Genomic DNA, 19,846 nt, shown 5'->3' with positions numbered 1-19,846 from the left:
AGGGGATAACCATAATCCAGTTTTAAAAAGTCAGGGAATTAAAGATTAGAGCACAGACTCGCTGCAACTAAATCGATTGAGCTAATTTTTGAGAGGCATTTAGCTCCTAATAATTTGGCGTGCCGTTTATTTTCTGCTTACTTTATATTCTTAAGCCTTCTAAAAAATGAAAAAGGTATTCTGTATTGGTGAAGCCCTGATCGATTTTGTTGCAGAGCACCAGGGAAGTGATCTTGCCAAGGCCAGTGATTTTACTAAAAAGGCCGGTGGCGCACCGGCCAATGTTGCCTGTGCCATTGCAAAATTAGGAGGTAGAAGCAGCTTTATAGGCAGTGTTGGCGATGATCCCTTCGGAACTTTTTTACTGGATATCCTTGAAAGTCATGAGGTAGACCTCAGCTTTATTGAAAAAAGCGAAACCTTTACCACTATGGCTTTTGTGTCTATAGCTGAAGACGGAGAGCGGGATTTTGTCTTCAGCAGGGGTGCAGACCGGGAACTCCCTTACAATCCCGGGGTAAAATCACTCTTTAAAGGAAATATGGTACACTTGGGAGCCGCAACCGCCTTACTAGGCGGCACCCTTGAAAAATCCTATGGACATTATTTCTTTGATGCCCTCACCCAGAATGCTTTTATCAGTTTTGATCCTAATTACCGCTCAGACCTCTGGAAAAAAAGGGATAAAGAATTTATCCGGAAGTGCCTGCCTTATATAGAAAAATCGCATCTCTGTAAATTCAGCCTGGAAGAGGCAAGGCTGATCTCCGGAAAAGAAGACCTGGATGATGCCTGTAAAGTATTGCACAAATTGGGGACCAGGATAATTACCATCACCCTGGGGAAGGAGGGCACCTATGTAAGCAGCCCGGGTGGAATCTTTACCGTGCCCAGTATCGCGGTTAATCCGGTAGATACCACAGGTGCAGGGGACGCATTTATCGGATGCCTGCTATGGCAGATTTCCATGATGGATTCCCATCAATCGCTGTTTGAAAATGCCCAGCTTTTGCAGGATATGATCGCTACTGCAAATAAGGCCGGCGCCATTACCACAACTAATTTTGGAGCTATAGAATCTCTCCCTACCCAACGACAACTACAAAGTTGATATGAATCAGACCGCCATACACCGGCTTCTGGCTGAGCAAGACAAGAAGCAGATTTCACCCACCAAGAGTAAAGAGCTCTTTAAGCTGCGAATGGCGGCGAACCTCAGCATCATCAAACACCTTTTTTCTTCCCTTTATCCAGAAGATGAGCACCCGGGAATGTTTGATAAACTGATAGAGCGATTGCCGATGCTCTATGCAAAAAGACCTGCAGAACTCAAGGCATTGGATATAGATCGAACCTACGGAAGAAATGACCACTGGTACCAGTCAGAACAACTGGTCGGGATGCAACTCTATGTAGATCATTTCAGCGATAACCTTCAAGGATTGATCAAACGCTTACCGTATTTTGAAGAACTGGGGGTGAACTTCCTGCACCTTATGCCGCTAACCACCAGGCCTTCCGGAGAAAATGACGGGGGATATGCGGTTAACAGCTATACAGAAATTGAAAAACGGCTGGGAAGTAAGGAAGACCTGAGGCAACTGACCAAAGAAATGCGGAAAAGGGGTATGTACCTGATGTTAGATTTTGTGGTCAACCATACATCGGACGAATTCAGCTGGGCACTTAAAGCCAAGGAAGGCGACCTGCAGTACCGCGAATATTACTACACCTACCCGGACCGCAGCATTCCCGATCAGTTTGAAAAAACCATGCCCGAAGTTTTCCCTGAGACCTCCCCGGGTAATTTCACCTACAACCAGGAAATGCAGCGCTGGGTAATGACGGTCTTTAACAAGTACCAGTGGGACCTGAACTATGCCAACCCTGAAGTATTCATTGAAATGATCAGCATACTCCTGGAAAAGATCAATTACGGGGTAGATGTGGTTCGCTTTGATGCCCTCGCGTTCCTCTGGAAAAAACTGGGGACCAATTCACAGAATCTTCCCGAAGCGCATATGCTGATATCCCTCTTCCGCCTATGCATGCAAGTGATCGCCCCGGGTGTCATTATTCTGGCGGAGGCCATTGTGGCCCCCAAGGATATTACCAAATACTTCGGGAACGGGATCCTTGAAGGGAACGAATGTGACTTAGCTTACAATGCCAGCCTCATGGCTTTACTGTGGAACTCCATAGCGACAAAAAAGACCAACCTGCTCTATAAAAGCCTGTTATCAGTACCCGATAAGCCCAAGAGTGCCACCTGGATCAATTACGTCAGGTGCCATGACGATATCGGCCTTGGTTACGATGACCAATTGATCGAAGAACTGGGGTGGAATGCCCAAAGCCACAGGCGCTTTCTCCTGGAATATTACTGCCAGAAACTGCATTGGTCGCCGGCCAAAGGAATGATGTTCATGTACAACCCCAAAAATGGTGATGGTCGTATTACGGGATCTACCGCCTCCCTGCTGGGCTTGGAAAAAGCACTGGATCTTGGCGATGCTGAAATGACCTCAAAATCTATAGACAAAATATTACTGGTTCACGGAATAATCCTGAGTTTTGGCGGGATACCCATGATCTATGCCGGGGATGAAATAGGAACACTGAACGATTATTCCTTTCTTCAGAAACCGGATAAAAAAGAGGACACGCGCTGGCTGAACCGACCGAACCAGGACTGGGATACGATCAAACAGTTAAGCGACAAAAAGAGTGAGGCTTCCGATATCTTCTACCGCTTAAGGCAGTTGATTCAGCTTCGGAAAAACCTTCCGGTACTCTCAGACCGCAATAACCTTGTCTTACACCACACCGGTAATCCCCATATCCTTGCCTATGAAAGAACTGGGAGAGACGAAGAAGGGCTATTAGTTTTAAGCAATTTTGACGAGTCTGAACAGGTCATAGATGCAAACTGGCTGGAGTCTCTTGGCTACGGACATGACTCCGGTTTCAAAGAGATGATTAGCGACGAACATCTTAAACTGAACAGCGGATTACTCCCAATTCCGCCTTATACCCAGTACTGGATCGTTAAAAATTAACTGTACTTCATTTTGCGGAGGACGCGCAGGGATTCTTTAAGGGAAAGGTAAACATCACTATCGTATTTTTTCAGTACAGGCCTGGCCAATTCTAATTGTTCCCGGGCTTCTTCAAAGCCATTGAGATAGCAGATAAGATATGTAGCCGGAAGGTGGGTAACATCTATCTTTTCAGAAGGTTTAAGTTTAATCCCTTTTTCTAGCTTCCGGATCAGTGCTTTATTGGCGTTGTAAATATGGTGCAGGGTTTTCCGGTCATATTGGGGAGGATCAAAGATCAATTCACTTTGTATCTGGTACATCCCGTTTTCCTGGAATAAAATATCCACTTTTTCCAGGGGATAGTATTTTTGCTGATTTCCCAGCCCCAGCTGAACATACTCAACTATCCCGAAAGAATCCTCGTCGTAGCTGATACTGATCTCATCCAGGGCAGAGTAGAATAATTTTACCTGTTCATTGATCAGCTCTATGTCTACCCTGGAATAATAGATTTCCCCATTGGATTTTTTCTGGTGCCCGGCCCAGCAGACAACGAATTGTTCTTTAAAAACCTTGTAACTGCTCTGCAGGTCCTTATGCCGGTGATTTAGGAAGTCTATCACCCCATCCAGGGTAAGTTCTATATTATTCCGTGCATGCAGCTCTATGGTGGCCACTGCTTCAGAATTGATGTCATTCAATTCTATCCCGTAAGCCTTGGGCAGGCTGATGCTCCCTTCTCTGAAAAAAACAGCGCCCCCGTAGTATTTCCAGATATTCTTACGCAGTGAACACACCTTGCTATTGGAGCGGATCGTGACAAGCCCCACCACCTTCCCTTCCGGAAGATGCGGAAAAGGAATATTCTCATAAGCGATCCTGGGTGGATTATCCAGGTAGGCATTGACGAGATTCTGTATTTTACTGTCGTCGAAAAAATCGACTCCTACGATCTTATTATCTTCATCCTCTACCCCTATGACGATAAATGAATTGTTCTTCGGGTTAGAATTGGCTAATGCGCAAACGTGTTTCAGGAACTTTGCCTTTCCTTCCCTTTCCCCGATATTGATGAATCGTTTCTTGTCGTAAAAACTGTTTTCATCATTATGGGCGAGTAAATTTTTAACTAGCAGGCGTTTGTTGATCATAGATCTTTCTTCACTTGGGTACTGCTGGCCTGGGCCGTGGGCATTACGACCAGGTCTGCGATATTGACATGAGCAGGACGGCTGATTGCGAAATAGAGTATGTCTGCAATATCTTCCGGCTTCAGGGGCTGGTATCCCTTGTATACCTCTCCGGCTCTTTCTTCATCCCCTTTAAACCGCACCTTGCTGAACTCGGTCTCAACCAGGCCCGGGTTGATGGCACCCACCTTAATCCCGTAGGCATTCAGGTCCATTCGCATCCCCTGGTTAATCGCGTCTACAGCGTGTTTACTGGCACAATACACATTGCCATTGGGATAAACCTCCTTCCCGGCTGTAGATCCTATATGCAAAATATGTCCTGATTTGCGATCTATCATCTGTGGAAGTATGGCTTTGCTAACATAGAGCAGACCTTTTACATTAATGTCTATCATGGCATCCCAATCTTCGAGGCTTCCCTCAGAGATGGGATCCAAACCATGTGCATTCCCTGCGTTGTTCACAAGGATATCAATTCTTGAGAACTCCTGTGGAAGGCTTTCTATGGCATGGAATACGGCATCTTTGTCCCGTACGTCAAAATTCAGGCTGTGAACTTCGGTGATTTCCCCTAATTCAGTGGCAATTTTATCCAGGCGGTCCTGTCTTCGCCCACAGAGTATGAGCCGCAGTCCTTCTTCCGCAAATTTTGCGGCAGTAGCTTTTCCTATTCCACTGCTGGCCCCGGTAATAAATGCTGTTTTTTTCATAGCAAACTAAGGTACTTTATGTCCCTGGGAAGCCTCCAGTAATCGGAACCAATCTTCCAGCTCTAACTCTATGGACACTGCATGGGTCGCTTCGGTCAGCCTGTCGGCCCGGGTTGTGCCCACCACCGGGTGAATGTCCGCCGGATGTTTTAGCACCCAGGCAAGTAGCAATTGTGTTTCTGTTGCGTTATACTTTTCCGTCAGGGATTCCAGCACTTCCTTTATCCGCCCTGTTTGTTCGCCCTTTTCAGAAAAATATCCTCCTAAAGGACTCCAGGCCATATTGTGTCTTTTTTTCCTTAAGCCGTCATCCAGGGTCCCATCATACATCACCTTATCGGCCATCAGCGAAAACTCCACCTGGTTAGCCGCTACCGGGATGGCAGATTCTATAAGTTTCACTTGGGAAGGAGTAAAATTAGAAACGCCAAAAGCCCGAATTTTCCCGTCTTTTTTAAGCTGTTCCACGGCAGAAGCAATCTCCTGCGGCTGCATCAACGGACTCGGCCTATGCAGTAAGAAGAGGTCCAGGTAATCTGTACGGAGCTTAGAAAGCGACTGTTCTGCGGACCAAATGATGTAATCCTTACTGTAATTGTAGTGCTTAATCGTATTGTCCCTGTTTTCACAGACATACTGTATCCCGCATTTACTGATCAGCTGTATGTGCTCCCTGCTAATACTACTCCCGGCAAAAGCAGCTCCAAAATCGGCTTCGGTAGTATAGGCGCCATAAATGTCCGCGTGGTCAAAGGTGGTTAGCCCAAGCTCCAGGCAGTGGTGCATCATGGCTTCCATTTCCTTGGCAGAGTATTTCTTACCCCAGCTACCCCAGGTCATTGTCCCTGCTATGAGCCTTGAAAACAGTAATTGGTCATTTCTCATAAAATTTCGTTATTTAGGCCTGAGGGTAACTTTGCGGTTGTCTGATAATCCTGTTTAAAAAAATTCAGGGCAAAGAGCGAAGCATCTCAATAACCGGTTGGTCTGCCAATGGGATGAATTTATAAAATAAATCCCTTAAATCCTTCATAAAACTCAGGGGTTTCGGCTATTTTTAACCAATCGTTAACAGGCATTATATAAATTAATTTTGAATTTCGCCTTTGTATCTACCAACTACAACCAACGGATATTATAATACTTGCATATGGAAGACAATACAGCTGTGGATATAAGCGCGGTGAATGAAAAGATAGCCCAGGAAAGCGCCTTTATAGACCTGCTCAGGTTGGAAATGAATAAAGCCATAGTCGGGCAAAAGCACATGGTAGAACGACTGCTCATCGGTCTTTTGGGACAAGGGCATATTTTACTGGAAGGTGTGCCCGGGCTTGCCAAAACACTTGCCATCACAACACTGTCTAAGGCAGTAAAGGGAAGCTTTAGCAGAATACAGTTTACACCGGACTTACTTCCTGCAGACGTGGTTGGAACCATGATCTACAATATCAAGGAAAATGATTTCTCAATAAAAAAGGGACCCATCTTTGCCAATTTTGTTTTGGCTGATGAAATCAACAGGGCGCCTGCCAAAGTGCAATCGGCCCTGCTGGAAGCCATGCAGGAACGCCAGGTGACCATAGGGGATGAAACTTTTCCCCTGGACCAGCCTTTTCTCGTTATGGCAACGCAGAACCCCGTAGAACAGGAAGGGACTTATCCTTTACCGGAGGCCCAGGTAGACCGATTTATGCTTAAAACCGTCATAGATTACCCGAAACTCAATGAGGAGCAACTTATTATCCGCCAGAACCTCAAGGGGACCCCTGCCGATATTAAGCCGGTGATCACCCTGGAGCAGATCAGGAGCGCTCAGAAAGCCGTGAGGGAAGTGTATATGGATGAAAAGATTGAACAGTATATCCTGGACCTGGTCTTTGCAACTCGTTACCCGGAAAAGTATGATCTTGCCGAATTAAAGCCATTGATAAGTTTTGGGGCTTCCCCGCGAGGAAGCATCAACATGGCCAATGCAGCTAAGTGCCATGCTTTTATTAAACGTCGCGGTTACGTTATCCCAGAGGATGTTCGCGCTGTAGTACACGATATACTGAGACACAGGATCGGGATCACTTACGAAGCAGAAGCAGAAAATATTACCTCGGAAGAAATTATTAATCGCATCGTTAACGAGATCGAAGTTCCTTAGTGGGTTCGGCTGATTTTTGGCCCAGGTATCGCAACTGTTCTTCTGAACCATACCTTAAACCTTGACCACTTATGGACACCAAGGAGTTACTCAAGAAAGTACGTAAAATTGAAATAAAGACACGAAGGCTGTCCGACCATATTTTTGGTGGGGAATACCATTCTACGTTTAAAGGTAGGGGGATGACCTTCAGTGAAGTAAGACAATACCAGTTTGGGGACGATGTGCGATCTATAGACTGGAATGTCACCGCACGCTATAACGAACCCTTTGTAAAAGTATTTGAGGAAGAACGGGAGCTGACCATGATCCTTATGGCAGACATCAGTGGTTCAGAACTTTTTGGGACCAATTCCCAGTTCAAGAAAGAAATTATCACGGAGATCTCAGCTACATTGGCATTTTCCGCATTACAGAATAATGATAAGGTTGGCCTGATCTTATTTTCGGACGAGATAGAATTATTTATTCCCCCCAAGAAAGGTAAAAGCCACGTGCTCCGGATCATCAGGGAACTCCTGGAATTCCAGCCGAAAAGCAAAAAGACCGATATCACCGGTGCCCTTAAATTCTTAAGCAGTATTCTCAAGAAAAAAGCTATCGTATTTGTATTGTCCGACTTTCTTGCCTCTGGCTACGAACAGAACCTGAAGATCGCCGGAAAGAAACACGATGTTACCGGCATCAGGGTCTATGATGAACGGGAAACCGAAATCCCGAACCTGGGCATGGTCCCGGTGCAGGATGCGGAAACCGGGGAAGTGAAATTGGTGAACACGGCATCTAACAGTGTTCGCATGTCTTACGGGCAATACTATAAGGACCATGTGGAATATTTCAGGGAGGTATTTGCCAAGTCGGGCTGCGGTGTTCTCAGCTGCCGGGTCGATGAAAGTTATGTAAAAAAATTACTGGGCTATTTTAAACAACGATCATGATGGCTTTCAGTAGAAACATAGAAACAATTACCCCAAATGTCCTGTTCCGTCAAAAATGGGTCATCAGCTGCCTGCTATTCCTTTGCTTTACCATAGCAAAGGCGCAGGAGTCACCAAAAGTTTACGGTGAAGCGGATACTACGGTGATCCGGATTGGCGAGCAGATCAAATATTCCATTTTCGTTGAAGCAGATACCACGGACCAGGTAATCTTCCCCGAAGGTCAAACCTTCTCCCCCCTGGAAACCGTAGAGTCTTTTAAAACGGATACCACCCGTTCCGGTAACCGTATGATGCTGCAGAAAATGTATGCCCTGACGCAGTTTGATTCCGGCTACTACAAATTGCCCATACAACGGATAGACATTAACGGCAAGGGGTATTTTACAGATTCCCTGTCAATCTCCGTAAATACCGTCCCCGTGGACACGGTTAACCAGGCGATGTATGATATCAAACCTATAATGGAGGTAGAAAAAAGCTATTGGGATCTGTGGAAGTTCATTGCCTGGGTGTTCATTGTTCTACTCCTGCTTGCTGCTGTGCTTTATTGGTTTGTCTTTCGGAAAAAACCACTGTCAGAAGAAGAAAAGGTCGCCCTGCTGCCCCCGTATGATCGCGCATTGATAGAGCTCAAAAGACTTGAGAATTCACGTTACCTTATCCAGGACGATTACAAAAAATACTATTCTGAACTTACAGATATCCTAAGGTCTTATCTGGAAGAAGATGTGCATATAACGGCATTGGAAAGTACTACGGGCCAATTGCTCCTTAAAATAGAATTGCTGAGAGATGCAGGGGAACTCAAATTGGACGACCAGACCCTTGAACAGTTTCGCCGCATCCTGGAAACCGCGGACCTTGTCAAATTTGCAAAATCCAAACCCGATCCGTCCATAGCACAGAAAGATCGGGATATCGTAGAAGAGATCGTAGTAAAAACTCACGAAGGCATCCCGGAACCCACAGAAGAGGAATTACAACAGCAGGAGGAATACCGGGAACAGCAAACTAGGAAAAAAGAACAGCGAAAGTGGTATATCGCCGCGGCTTCCCTGGTCCTCTTTATGGTACTGGGTATCGTCTTTGCTGTCTCGTATTACGGATTTGGATATGTTAAGGATTCGGTTTTCGGTCATCCCTCCAAAACCCTCCTAGAAGGAGAATGGGTAAGCAGCTCCTATGGCTTTCCACCTGTACAACTACAGAGCCCCGAGGTGCTTTTACGGCAGCAGCAGAAACCTGATCCCGAGCAAAAGGCCCTGATCCAGCAGCAGCAGAATTTTGAATTCAGCCTGCCTGACCATTGGCTGGTCATGGGAACCATCTCCCAGACCCTGAATGAACAAAAACCTCCTGAAGTCCAGAAAGATATCGATGCCCTGTTGAAAAAATGGACCGCCAAAGGCGCAAGGAACCTGATCACCAAACAAGAAGAATTCACTACGGCGAATGGAGTTAAAGGTGTAAAGATATACGGGAGTGGCTCTTTCCCTGAACCGGGTGGAGATGACAGCCAGAGAGGGCAATACGCCATCTATATTTTTGGAGGGGAAGGATTTCAGCAACAGGTTTACGTATCCTGGCTGGAGGATGATCCTTATGCAAAAGATATTGTTGAGCGGGTGATCAACTCCATTGAAGTTAAAACACAAAGCTGATGTTTGAAGCGGTAGAATTTGCAAATCCCAATTTCTTCTGGCTGTTACTCTTACTGCCGGTAGCCGGGCTATGGTATTATTTAAAATACCGGAAAGACCGTGCTACTTTACGGATGCCAAGTACTGCGGCTTTTGGCACACAAGGTGTACTTCCCCGTCTTAAACCAGTGCTTTTTGCTATGCGGCTCCTGGCACTAGCTGCTATAATCACTGCCCTGGCTAGGCCACAGACACAGGATATATCATCCAGGACAAAAACCACCAGCGGGATCGATATTGTTATGGCTATAGATGTCTCCTCCAGTATGCTGGCAAGGGATCTTAAGCCAAATCGACTTGCCGCCTTGAAGGAAGTAGCAGCAGAGTTCATAAAGGAAAGACCGAATGACAGGATAGGCCTGGTAGCCTATGCCGGTGAAAGTTATACTAAAACGCCCATTACCACGGATAAATCTATCGTACTTAACGCCCTAAGGGAGATCACTTATGGGCAACTTAATGACGGTACCGCTATAGGGATGGGCCTGGCAACGAGTGTAAACCGCCTGAAGGATAGCCAGGCGAAAAGCAAGGTGATCATCCTCCTGACCGATGGAGTGAATAATTCCGGTTTCATCGAACCCCAGACCGCCGCAGACCTGGCAGTCGAGTTCGGTATTAAGACCTATACCATAGGGTTGGGAACTAATGGAAATGCCTTATCCCCAATAGCCTATAACCCTGATGGGTCTTTCCGCTATGGTATGCGGCAGGTAGAGATAGACGAGTCCTTACTTAAAAGCATTGCCACCCTGACAGGAGGGCAATATTTCAGGGCGACAGACAATAAAAAACTCGAAGCTATTTACGACGAGATAAACAAATTAGAGCGTACCGAAATAGAAGAATTCAAGTATTACCAATACGAGGAAAAATTCCGTTCCCTGGTGCTGTTGGCAGGAATTTTGCTTTTATTGGAGTGGCTGCTCCGGCATACTGTTTTCAGGAGTTTTCTCTAGTACTATTAAAAGTTATTAAAAGACATGGTCCAATTTGACGAGACATCATATTTCTACCTCCTGCTGGTTATCCCGGTACTGGTACTGGTTTATATTGGTGTGCAGTTCTGGAAAAAGAGAACCCGTCAGAAATTCGGTGACCTGGATTTATTGCGGCGCCTGGCCCCGGACACATCTCGTTTTAAACCATTGCTGAAATTCCTGGTATTTATAATCGGCCTGGGCTTCCTTATCCTGGGACTTGTAAATCCAAAAATTGGTACCCAGTTGGAAACCGTGAAAAGGGAAGGAGTTGATATAGTTTTCGCCGTCGATGTTTCAAGGAGTATGCTGGCCGAGGACATTGCCCCCAACAGGCTGGAGAAATCCAAGAGGCTGGTGTCTGAAATCATCAATTCTTTGGGGAGTGACCGTGTAGGGATCATCGCCTATGCTGGGCAGGCCTATCCACAATTACCCATTACTACGGATTACGGTGCCGCAAAGATGTTCCTGCAAAGTATGAATACCGATATGCTCTCTTCGCAGGGAACCGCGATTCACGAGGCTATCGAGCTGGCAACCACCTATTTTGATAATGAACAGCAAACCAACAGGGTGCTCTTTATTGTGTCAGATGGTGAAGACCATGGTGACGGGTACCCGGCTACTGCCGTGGAACAAGCTATGGAAAATGGTATCCGTGTATTTACTATCGGTGTGGGTACAGAAAAAGGCGGTCCTATCCCTTTAAAACGGAAAGGTGTTGTACAGCAACTTAAAAAAGATGAAAATGGTGAAGTAGTCATCACCAAATTAGACCGGGCTTTACTGGAAGAAATTGCTCAGCAGGGAGAAGGAAGTTATATAGACGGTACCGATACGGAAGAGGCCGTTAAAAAGATAGCGGAAGCTCTGCAACAAATGGATAAGACAGAATTTGAGGCAAAGCAATTTGCTAAATTTAAGGACCAGTTCCAATGGTTTTTGGCTGCAGCCCTATTCTTCCTATTTTTAGATATTTTCCTGTTAGAGCGTAAAACAGAGTGGCTCAGGAAACTGAACCTGTTTAACGAAAAGAAGGTAGAATAAGATGAAAAATATATTAATCCTGATATCATTGTTTTCCACCCTGCTTGCTTTTTCCCAGGCTAAGGCAGAACAGGAAGACCTTAAAGCCTTAAAATCCTCGAGAAATCTCACTTATGAAGCCAATGAGGATCTGCAGGAGGAGCAGTTCGTTTCTGCAGAGGCAAAATACCGCAGGGCCATTGATAAAAGTAAGACCAACGTGGCCGCACCCTACAACCTGGGAAATGCCTATTACGAAAGGGATAGTTACCTTGAAGCTTTCAGCCGTTTTAAGGAGGCCGGTGAAAATGCAGGTTCGAAAACGGACAAACACAGGGCTTTCCACAATATGGGGAATGTCTTTATGAAAAATAAGGAATATCAAAAGGCGGTTGAAGCGTATAAAGAGGCGCTCAGGAACAATCCCAGTGATGAAGAAACCCGGTATAACCTGGCACTGGCCAAGGAAATGCTGAAGAAGCAACAAGAAGAGCAGCCAGAGCAGGATAAGGAGGACAAACAGGATCAGCAAGACCAGAAAGACGAGCAAAACCAGGATAAGGAAGAGCAGGATGGTGGCGACCAGCAGGACAATAATGACCAACAGGATCAGGATAAAGGAGACAAGCAGGAGGGAGAAGACGGAGACCAAGGAGAGCAGGAAAAGGAAGACAATAAAGAGGGACAAGGAGATGAGAAACAAGAGAAAAAAGAGCCCCGGGAAAGTGATCAACAACAACCCAGGCCCAACCAATTGAGTCCACAACAAATAGAGAACCTCTTAGAAGCCATGCAGAACGAAGAAAAGAAGGTACAGGAAAAAATGGATGCCAAGAAGGTTAAAGGGGTACCGGTAAAAAATAAAAAGGATTGGTAATGAGCAGAAGTTATATTCTCTTCCTTCTTTTCATCGGTGTATTTTACAGCGGTATTGAACGGGCTCCGGCACAAGATTCGGATGCCGTAACTTTTGAGTTACAGCTGAGCAAAGATAAGCTTGGGATCAATGAACGGCTGAGGGTAGACTTTACCATGAACAAAGACGGGGACCATTTTACCCCGCCGGATTTTGAAGGTTTCCGTGTTGTAGGCGGACCTTTGCAAAATATCAGTTCATCCTGGGTAAACGGGGTTCGCTCCTATTCCAAGACCTACTCCTATACCCTGGCACCTACAGCCCGGGGCGTTTTTACCATTGGCCAGGCCACTATAGAAATAGACGGCGACCTTTACAAGTCACTGGAAAAAAAAGTTGAAGTCACTGCGGCCGTAGAGAAACCCAGCGACCAGATGACTGCAGATGATATAGCCGAAGAAAGTCTTCACCTGGTCGCAGAAGTATCCAAGACCAATCCCTATCTGAACGAAGCGGTTAGCGTAGTTTACAAGCTCTATGTAAGCCCATCGGTAAACGTTTCCAACTTCAGGCCGCTGGATAATCCCAAGTATAATAACTTCTGGAGCCAGGACATCCCCGTAACTCGTTATGATGTGCAAAACGGTACTTATGACGGCAAACCTTATCGTTACGTGGTTCTGAAAAGAGTGGTCCTCTATCCGCAAAAAGACGGTAACCTGGAAATTGAACCCCTATCCCTGGAAGTCACCATTGATGTGCCTACCAACAAAAGAGATTTCTTCGGGGGCAGGATCTTTACCCAGACCAACCGGACTGTATCGGCAGGCAGGCGCACCTTGAATGTAAAACCATTGCCCCTGGCCGGGAAACCAGCAGACTTTAACGGTGCCGTCGGTGAATTTAATTTATCGGTGAGCACGAGTAAGAATGAACTGAACGCTTCCGAGTCTTTACAAGCGGTGGTAGAAGTCAAGGGAAAGGGAAATTTAAAATTATTCCAATTACCGGAACTCAACCTCCCCGGGGCCCTGGAAGTATATGATCCTGAATTCGAGGAACAGGTGCGTACCACCCTTTCAGGAATGCAGGGAAGTGTTAGTAATCACTATACCATTGTTCCTGATACTAAGGGAAAATACCCTATCCCGGGTATCGGTTTTAGTTACTTTAATCCCCGTACCGGCAAATATAATACCCTGCGTTCCGATGAGATTATCATTAATGTTCTAGCGGGGCCGGCAACAGGGCGCTATGAGAGCAGTAGTTCCGGGCCCAGGAAACAAAGTGTAGTGGGCGCTGAGAACCAATTTCATTTCCTGAAGACCAAAGCCGGGTTACGGCCAAAAACCGCAACCCATTTCTTTGGATCCCTTGGTTTCTGGCTGTGGTTGCTCTTACCCTTGCTGCTTATTCCATTAGCTATAATGACGGGCAAGAGACGGGAGGCGATCGCCAGTGATGTAGTGGGGAATAAAGTCCGGAAGGCCAACAGGCTGGCAAGGAAATACCTCTCTAAAGCCAAACGCGAACTGGGACAGAAAGAAGCCTTCTATATTGCCCTGGAAAAAGCCTTGCATAACTACCTGAAAGCCAAACTAAAAATTGAGACCTCGGAATTCAGTAAGGATAAGATCGCCACATTATTAGAACAGAGACAAGTGGATTCCGGAACGGCCGATCGGTTTATCGGGCTTCTGAAAAGCTGCGAAATGGCCCGCTACAGTCCTTTTTCTAATGTGCAGATGCAACAGGATTACCAGGAAGCGAGTGAAGTAATCTCTTCAATGGATAAACAACTGTAACTATGAAATACGCTATCACCTTTGTGTTTTTCTTTTCGCTTTTTGGGCTATTAGCCCAGAACGAGTTGGCTTTCAATAAGGCTACAAAAGCTTATAACGAAGGGAATTACGAAGAGGCTATCACGTATTACCAGGAAATCCTGGACTCCGGTCAGCACTCTGCCGCGCTCTACTTTAACCTTGGGAACAGTTATTACAAATTGAACGAAATTGCTCCCAGTATTTATAACTACGAAAAAGCTTTACTGTTAGCCCCCGGGGACCGGGAGATAATAGAAAACCTGGAATACGCAAGGAATATGACCCTGGACGACATTGATGAAGTTCCGCAAACGGGGATCAGCAGGTTTGTCAATTCAGTTACGGGTCAGCTGAGTTTTGATCAATGGGCTGTGACCGCTATCATTTTTGGGATCCTCTTTGTACTCCTTTACATCGCATTTTATTTTTTCCGATTCACGACGCAGAAAAGGGTCTCCTTTATAAGCAGCCTGGTTGCCCTGTTCCTGTGCATCCTCAGTTTGATCTTCGCCTACGTAGAGTATTTGAATTACAAAGCTGATAACCCCGCTATAATCTTTAAAGAAGAAGTGGTTGTACGCTCTGAACCCAACCAGAGAAGTACTGAAGCCTTTGTCCTGCACGAGGGCACAAAGGTACAGGCACTCGAAACTCTTGAGGATTGGCAGAAAATTCGCTTGTCTGACGGTAAAACGGGATGGGTTCCCGAAGATGTGATACAGCTGTTAAAGGATTATTAAGGCGCTCTTAACAGAATATTCAGGATTTACCCCTATTTTTGTGAATCTTAAAAAAAGCATGCGTTCTAAATTCATCACATACTTTTGCCTCTTATGGGCATTTTCGCTCCTGGCGCCATCGATCATAACTTTGGTCGACGAGGATGCTATAGGGGTGGTGTTGACTTTGACGGAGGAAGAGCACAAGGATGCGAAACATGAATTGCACCAGACGGTCTATAACCAGGCTGCCGGGCTCAATTGTTTCCTGCAACTTGACTACCTCGCATCAGAAACGCCTTTTTATACCGATTTGGGTATACCACAAGTGGACTGGGAAGTAATAATCCCACCCCCCAAGTACGTTTAGGAAGCAGATCACCTCATCTCTTTCTTTCCACGCAGTCTACAGGAAGGAACTTAAATTATCTATTAACCATTTTAATTTATTAAACCTATAAATCAGCATGCTGATTATATGGGAATATCCATTTTAATTACTCATACCTCAAAACTATGAAAACACTAACAAAAGAAGCACAGTCAGCAATCACACCTGAGAAAGCTATTGACATTTTACAAGAAGGAAATAAGCGTTTTGTACAGAATAAAAAAGCAGATCGTGATCTATTGAACCAGGTAACACAGACCTCAAGCGGGCAGTACCCATTTGCTACCATACTGGGCTGTATTGACTCTCGTGTTCCGCAGGAAGTTGTATTTGATCAAGGGATCGGAGATATATTCAGTGCGCGTGTAGCGGGTAATATTGCCAATGATGATATCCTGGGTAGTATGGAGTTCGCTTGTAAATTGGCAGGTACCAAGGCTATTGTAGTATTAGGCCATACCAGTTGTGGCGCTGTTAAAGGAGCTTGTGATGACGCCAAACTTGGCAACCTCACCACCCTGTTAGGAAAGATCAGGCCAGCAGTTGAGGCCGTATCAGAACCCCGGGATGCTAGCGAGAGAAATTCAGGTAACCTTGAATTTGTGGATAGCGTAGCTGAAAAGAACGTAGAATTGACCATCCAGAATATCCGTAAGAACAGCCCTGTTCTAAAAGAGATGGAAGAAAATGGGGAAATCGTGATCAAAGGCGCTATGTACGACATAGAGTCAGGAAAAGTTAATTTCCTGTAAGCACAAATTTCTGATATTAAATCATAACTAACTCGTTACAAAATGTTTAAACATATAAAAGGTGATTTATTCGGTGGTATTACTGCCGGAATCGTAGCACTCCCTCTAGCCCTTGCGTTCGGGGTAAGTTCCGGACTGGGGCCCAGTGCCGGATTATACGGTGCTATTTTCATTGGATTCTTCGCAGCGCTTTTTGGAGGGACCAATACACAGATCTCGGGGCCTACTGCCCCAATGACCGCGGTAAGTATGGTGATCATCGCCGGTATTATCGCGATGAACGAAGGAGATGTGGAGAAAGCGCTCCCCGCGATCCTGACAGTTTTCCTGTTGGCAGGACTGATGCAGATCGGGCTTGGAGCGATGGGACTCGGGAAATACATCAAGTATATACCATATCCCGTAGTATCCGGTTTCATGACCGCTATCGGGGTGATCATACTCGTTACGCAGATTTTACCGGCCATTGGATATTATCCTAAGGAAGATGTTGAATACGTAGATCAGTATAAGCCTATGGCCGAGGAAATTATCCTGGAAAATATCCTGAGAGAAGAAGCCGGGGAAGGCATACTTGTTCTCGAGGATTTTGAGGAGACTATTTCCAGGGCGGAAAAAACGACAGAAGCAGATATCCTAAAGGAATCCAGAACTCTTGCTGCCAAAGAAGCATCCGGGGTACTTGGAACGATTTCCGTTCTTCCCAGAGCATTACAGAATATTGACTGGCTGGAATTGGCACTGGCCTTGGCTACCATAATTATTATTTATGGATTTAAGCGTATAACTACTACCATACCCAGTACGCTTGTTGCACTTATCGTTGTCTCTGGTGTAGCTTATGGCTTTGGCATGGATTACCGGCCGATAGAGAAGATCCCTGAAGGCCTGCCTTTACCCCAGATGGAGATCTTTACACAGTTTAAATTATCGTCGGTCACGCCCTATATTTTTACGGCCCTGACCCTGGCACTTTTGGGAGCCATTGATTCACTGTTAACCTCGGTAGTTGCAGATAACATGACCAAAACCAAGCACCAGCCAAATAAGGAATTGGTCGGACAGGGTATTGGTAACAGTATTGCGGCAATTTTTGGAGGTATCCCCGGAGCCGGAGCAACGATCCGTACAGTGGTAAACATTAAGTCCGGTGGTAAGACAAGGCTTTCAGGAATGATCGCCGGTTTATTACTTTTGGTAATATTACTGGCTATGGGTCCTGTAGCTTCACAGATCCCCGCGGCTGTACTCGCTGGTATTCTGGTAACGGTAGGTATTGGTGTAATGGATTATAAAGGACTTAAGGCGATTCCTAACCTGCCAAAAGACATCAAGCTGGGCCCACTGAAATTGAGCTCAGAAGTGATCATCATGTTGGTAGTACTTGTGCTTTCCTCTGTCTGGAACCTTGTATATGCCGTTGGTGTAGGCCTGATCATTGCCTCATTAATGTTTATGAAAAAGATGGGGGATCTTACTGCCGAGAGATCCGGGGTGAAACCATTGCCGGAAAAAGCCTGGGCAGATGAAAAAGAATTTCCTGAAAAATTGAAGGAAGAGGTTTTCATCAAGCATATTAAAGGCCCTCTTTTCTTCGGCTCTACCAGTGATTTTCAAAGCCTGGCAGAACAGATCCCGGCGACTGCAGATGCCGTAATTATCAGGATGGGCAGGATGCAATATATGGATCAATCCGGACTTTACGCGATGGAAGACGTTATTATAGAACTGCGCAGGAAAGATATTATAGTTCTGCTGGTCGATGTTCTCCCACAACCGAAGTATATGATGGAACGGATTGATATCATTCCCGACCTGATTCCTAAGGAACACATTTTTGAGAATTTTAAAGATTGTGTCAACTGGGTAAAAGTCAATGTCAAAGACAAAACCACTTCTAAAACTGCATAGTCAGAAAGGCCCCTCGAAAGGGGCCTTTTTCTATTTTAGACGAAAGGGCGAATAGGAAGCTTAAATGTTTTAAATTTGCCGCACATAATTTTTTGTGAAACTTTGATTTTGACCACGAACCGGTCACTTCTCCAAGCCAACGACGGATGATAGATCAGATTCAGAAACATATAGAAGAGGTTAATGCCTTTTCATCGGACCAGCCAGAAGCTATAGAAGCCTTCCGAATAAAGTACCTGGGGAAGAAAGGTTTGCTGAACCAATATTTCAGCGAATTTAAGAACGTTCCCCCGCAGGAAAAAAAACGCTTCGGACAGACTATCAATGAACTGAAGCAGGCAGCTACCGAGAAAGTGGCCGCCCTGAAGAACGGGCTGGAAAGTAAAGCTCCTACGTCCAGGACATACGACGATCTCACCAGGCCTTCAGAGCCCCTGGAATTGGGAGCCAGGCATCCTATTTCCATTGTCAAGAACCAGATAATAGAAATCTTCTCACGTATTGGATTCAATGTATCCCAGGGCCCGGAAATTGAAGACGACTGGCACAATTTTACCGCTTTGAACCTGCCGGAACACCACCCGGCCAGGGATATGCAGGATACTTTCTTTATACAGACAGACCCCGATATACTATTGCGAACCCATACCTCTTCCGTACAGGTGCGCTATATGGAAAACAATAAACCCCCCATCCGTACTATATCTCCCGGGCGGGTGTATCGCAACGAGGCCATCTCTGCACGATCGCATTGTTTCTTCCACCAGGTAGAGGGCTTGTACATCGACAAGGGTGTTTCCTTTGCCGATCTAAAGCAAACCCTGCAGTATTTCACCACCGCGCTCTTCGGAAAATCGGAGATCCGGCTAAGGCCTTCGTATTTCCCCTTTACAGAACCAAGCGCAGAGGTAGATGTCTACTGGGGGCTGGAAACCGAAGCGGACTACCGGATGACTAAAGGTACCGGCTGGCTGGAGATCATGGGATGCGGGATGGTAGATCCGAATGTACTTCGCAATTGTGATATAGATCCCCAGGTCTATTCCGGATTTGCTTTTGGGATGGGTATAGACAGGATTGCCCTGTTGTTACACCAGATATCTGACATCAGACTATTGAGCGAGAACGATACCAGGTTCCTGGAGCAGTTCCGCAGTGCACTATAGCACACTGCTGCTTTATCCGGATGCAATAAATATGCTCACAGCCGGGTTATTATTATAGAACATTCCAAATTTAGCTGTAACAATGAGAAAGGACATAGAAATACCTATTGCTAAAGATGTGCACGTAGCCTTAGCTCATGATTGGGATGATAAGTTTCTTTCCAAGGACTGGAATGCTTACCTGATCAATAACAGGACCACGGCAATAGAGATGGTTCTCATCGTATCTAAGGGCTATGACGGCGAAACCAAAACCTCGACGATGCGTCACGCCATCGGGGTTATAGAAGCCCGTTCTTTCGCCAAAATAGAATTGGTACAGGAAGAAGTGCTGCAGCTGGAAAACGAATTCTTTGTTACCTTCTATGCGGAAGGTAAGCTCTTTGAACGCAAATATATCTTCCGGAAGAACAGTATTGAAGAGCAGGAATTAAAGTACCTGCCTATTCTTGAAAAAGAAGGCTTACTGGGCAGTTAGT

At 45.7% G+C, this 19,846-nt stretch carries 18 protein-coding genes; 15 read left to right on the top strand and 3 right to left on the bottom strand.

Annotated elements, in window-relative coordinates; all coding sequences use genetic code 11:
* Positions 1-166 precede the first annotated feature (166 nt).
* Together PP178_RS04875 and PP178_RS04870 are read left to right on the top strand one after the other, a co-directional pair.
* Positions 167-1,111 carry a carbohydrate kinase family protein gene (locus PP178_RS04875; RefSeq protein ID WP_272593184.1) on the top strand — a complete coding sequence of 315 codons (945 nt, stop codon included), beginning with the start codon at positions 167-169 and terminating at the stop codon, positions 1,109-1,111.
* Between the two features lies 1 nt (position 1,112).
* On the top strand, positions 1,113-3,059 hold the full coding sequence (locus tag PP178_RS04870; protein ID WP_272593183.1) for an alpha-amylase family glycosyl hydrolase: 1,947 nt from the start codon (positions 1,113-1,115) through the stop codon (positions 3,057-3,059).
* Here PP178_RS04870 and PP178_RS04865 read toward each other — a convergent pair.
* From PP178_RS04865 to PP178_RS04855, 3 genes are read right to left on the bottom strand one after another with little or no spacing between them, the layout of a single operon-like run.
* Positions 3,056-4,192, bottom strand: a complete 1,137-nt coding sequence (locus PP178_RS04865; protein WP_272593182.1) for an ATP-binding protein — start codon at positions 4,190-4,192, stop codon at positions 3,056-3,058. The two genes, PP178_RS04870 and PP178_RS04865, sit on opposite strands and share 4 nt — an antisense overlap.
* A complete protein-coding gene (locus PP178_RS04860) occupies positions 4,189-4,944 on the bottom strand; it encodes an SDR family NAD(P)-dependent oxidoreductase (protein ID WP_272593181.1) in 756 nt (251 codons plus the stop codon). Before PP178_RS04860 ends, PP178_RS04865 begins: the two co-directional genes overlap by 4 nt.
* Positions 4,945-4,950: 6 nt before the next feature.
* A complete protein-coding gene (locus PP178_RS04855; protein WP_272593180.1) occupies positions 4,951-5,829 on the bottom strand; it encodes an aldo/keto reductase in 879 nt (292 codons plus the stop codon).
* A 265-nt stretch (positions 5,830-6,094) separates the two neighbouring features.
* Here PP178_RS04855 and PP178_RS04850 point away from each other — a divergent pair, with 265 nt between their 5' ends.
* The 13 genes from PP178_RS04850 to PP178_RS04790 all read left to right on the top strand — a co-directional run bounded on the left by PP178_RS04850 (position 6,095) and on the right by PP178_RS04790 (position 19,845).
* A complete protein-coding gene (locus tag PP178_RS04850) occupies positions 6,095-7,096 on the top strand; it encodes an AAA family ATPase (RefSeq protein ID WP_272593179.1) in 1,002 nt (333 codons plus the stop codon).
* A gap of 71 nt (positions 7,097-7,167) precedes the next feature.
* Positions 7,168-8,034 (top strand): DUF58 domain-containing protein, encoded by an 867-nt coding sequence (locus PP178_RS04845; RefSeq protein ID WP_272593178.1) that lies wholly within the window; start codon positions 7,168-7,170, stop codon positions 8,032-8,034.
* Positions 8,034-9,698 (top strand): hypothetical protein, encoded by a 1,665-nt coding sequence (locus PP178_RS04840; RefSeq protein WP_430974700.1) that lies wholly within the window; start codon positions 8,034-8,036, stop codon positions 9,696-9,698. The genes PP178_RS04845 and PP178_RS04840 overlap by 1 nt, the downstream gene beginning before the upstream one ends.
* The gene (locus tag PP178_RS04835; protein ID WP_272593176.1) at positions 9,698-10,696 is read left to right on the top strand and encodes a vWA domain-containing protein; all 999 of its coding nucleotides are present in this window, start codon (positions 9,698-9,700) and stop codon (positions 10,694-10,696) included. Before PP178_RS04840 ends, PP178_RS04835 begins: the two co-directional genes overlap by 1 nt.
* A 24-nt stretch (positions 10,697-10,720) precedes the next feature.
* Complete coding sequence (locus PP178_RS04830; RefSeq protein ID WP_272593175.1) at positions 10,721-11,767, top strand: VWA domain-containing protein; 1,047 nt, start codon at positions 10,721-10,723, stop codon at positions 11,765-11,767.
* A 1-nt stretch (position 11,768) separates the two neighbouring features.
* Positions 11,769-12,623 carry a tetratricopeptide repeat protein gene (locus PP178_RS04825; protein WP_272593174.1) on the top strand — a complete coding sequence of 285 codons (855 nt, stop codon included), beginning with the start codon at positions 11,769-11,771 and terminating at the stop codon, positions 12,621-12,623.
* Positions 12,623-14,407: a BatD family protein gene (locus PP178_RS04820; RefSeq protein WP_272593173.1), complete on the top strand. Its 1,785-nt coding sequence runs from the start codon at positions 12,623-12,625 to the stop codon at positions 14,405-14,407. The genes PP178_RS04825 and PP178_RS04820 overlap by 1 nt, the downstream gene beginning before the upstream one ends.
* Before the next feature lie 2 nt (positions 14,408-14,409).
* Positions 14,410-15,168, top strand: a complete 759-nt coding sequence (locus PP178_RS04815; protein ID WP_272593172.1) for a tetratricopeptide repeat protein — start codon at positions 14,410-14,412, stop codon at positions 15,166-15,168.
* A 58-nt stretch (positions 15,169-15,226) separates the two neighbouring features.
* Positions 15,227-15,517 carry a hypothetical protein gene (locus tag PP178_RS04810; protein WP_272593171.1) on the top strand — a complete coding sequence of 97 codons (291 nt, stop codon included), beginning with the start codon at positions 15,227-15,229 and terminating at the stop codon, positions 15,515-15,517.
* A gap of 146 nt (positions 15,518-15,663) precedes the next feature.
* Positions 15,664-16,290 (top strand): carbonic anhydrase family protein, encoded by a 627-nt coding sequence (locus PP178_RS04805; RefSeq protein ID WP_272593170.1) that lies wholly within the window; start codon positions 15,664-15,666, stop codon positions 16,288-16,290.
* A 42-nt stretch (positions 16,291-16,332) separates the two neighbouring features.
* Positions 16,333-18,201, top strand: a complete 1,869-nt coding sequence (locus PP178_RS04800) for a SulP family inorganic anion transporter (protein ID WP_272593169.1) — start codon at positions 16,333-16,335, stop codon at positions 18,199-18,201.
* Positions 18,202-18,347: 146 nt separating this feature from the next.
* Positions 18,348-19,367, top strand: a complete 1,020-nt coding sequence (gene pheS, locus PP178_RS04795; protein WP_272593168.1) for a phenylalanine--tRNA ligase subunit alpha — start codon at positions 18,348-18,350, stop codon at positions 19,365-19,367.
* 82 nt (positions 19,368-19,449) lie between these two features.
* A complete protein-coding gene (locus PP178_RS04790; RefSeq protein ID WP_272593167.1) occupies positions 19,450-19,845 on the top strand; it encodes a hypothetical protein in 396 nt (131 codons plus the stop codon).
* Position 19,846 lies beyond the last annotated feature (1 nt).

Source organism: Zeaxanthinibacter sp. PT1 (genome assembly GCF_028464225.1).
Taxonomy (GTDB): Bacteria; Bacteroidota; Bacteroidia; order Flavobacteriales; family Flavobacteriaceae; genus Zeaxanthinibacter.
Note: the sequence above shows the minus strand (reverse complement) of the source record. Positions and strands in the feature narration are given on the sequence as shown.

Bases quoted from the DNA above. Each gene is read 5' to 3' on its own strand.
- pheS (WP_272593168.1), top strand. From the start codon at position 18,348: ATGATAGATCAGATTCAGAAACATATAGAAGAGGTTAATGCCTTTTCA.
- PP178_RS04870 (WP_272593183.1), top strand. From the start codon at position 1,113: ATGAATCAGACCGCCATACACCGGCTTCTGGCTGAGCAAGACAAGAAG.
- PP178_RS04800 (WP_272593169.1), top strand. From the start codon at position 16,333: ATGTTTAAACATATAAAAGGTGATTTATTCGGTGGTATTACTGCCGGA.
- PP178_RS04805 (WP_272593170.1), top strand. From the start codon at position 15,664: ATGAAAACACTAACAAAAGAAGCACAGTCAGCAATCACACCTGAGAAA.
- PP178_RS04810 (WP_272593171.1), top strand. From the start codon at position 15,227: ATGCGTTCTAAATTCATCACATACTTTTGCCTCTTATGGGCATTTTCG.
- PP178_RS04835 (WP_272593176.1), top strand. From the start codon at position 9,698: ATGTTTGAAGCGGTAGAATTTGCAAATCCCAATTTCTTCTGGCTGTTA.
- PP178_RS04820 (WP_272593173.1), top strand. From the start codon at position 12,623: ATGAGCAGAAGTTATATTCTCTTCCTTCTTTTCATCGGTGTATTTTAC.
- PP178_RS04825 (WP_272593174.1), top strand. From the start codon at position 11,769: ATGAAAAATATATTAATCCTGATATCATTGTTTTCCACCCTGCTTGCT.
- PP178_RS04815 (WP_272593172.1), top strand. From the start codon at position 14,410: ATGAAATACGCTATCACCTTTGTGTTTTTCTTTTCGCTTTTTGGGCTA.
- PP178_RS04840 (WP_430974700.1), top strand. From the start codon at position 8,034: ATGGCTTTCAGTAGAAACATAGAAACAATTACCCCAAATGTCCTGTTC.
- PP178_RS04830 (WP_272593175.1), top strand. From the start codon at position 10,721: ATGGTCCAATTTGACGAGACATCATATTTCTACCTCCTGCTGGTTATC.
- PP178_RS04875 (WP_272593184.1), top strand. From the start codon at position 167: ATGAAAAAGGTATTCTGTATTGGTGAAGCCCTGATCGATTTTGTTGCA.
- PP178_RS04850 (WP_272593179.1), top strand. From the start codon at position 6,095: ATGGAAGACAATACAGCTGTGGATATAAGCGCGGTGAATGAAAAGATA.
- PP178_RS04855 (WP_272593180.1), bottom strand. From the start codon at position 5,829: ATGAGAAATGACCAATTACTGTTTTCAAGGCTCATAGCAGGGACAATG.
- PP178_RS04865 (WP_272593182.1), bottom strand. From the start codon at position 4,192: ATGATCAACAAACGCCTGCTAGTTAAAAATTTACTCGCCCATAATGAT.
- PP178_RS04790 (WP_272593167.1), top strand. From the start codon at position 19,450: ATGAGAAAGGACATAGAAATACCTATTGCTAAAGATGTGCACGTAGCC.
- PP178_RS04860 (WP_272593181.1), bottom strand. From the start codon at position 4,944: ATGAAAAAAACAGCATTTATTACCGGGGCCAGCAGTGGAATAGGAAAA.
- PP178_RS04845 (WP_272593178.1), top strand. From the start codon at position 7,168: ATGGACACCAAGGAGTTACTCAAGAAAGTACGTAAAATTGAAATAAAG.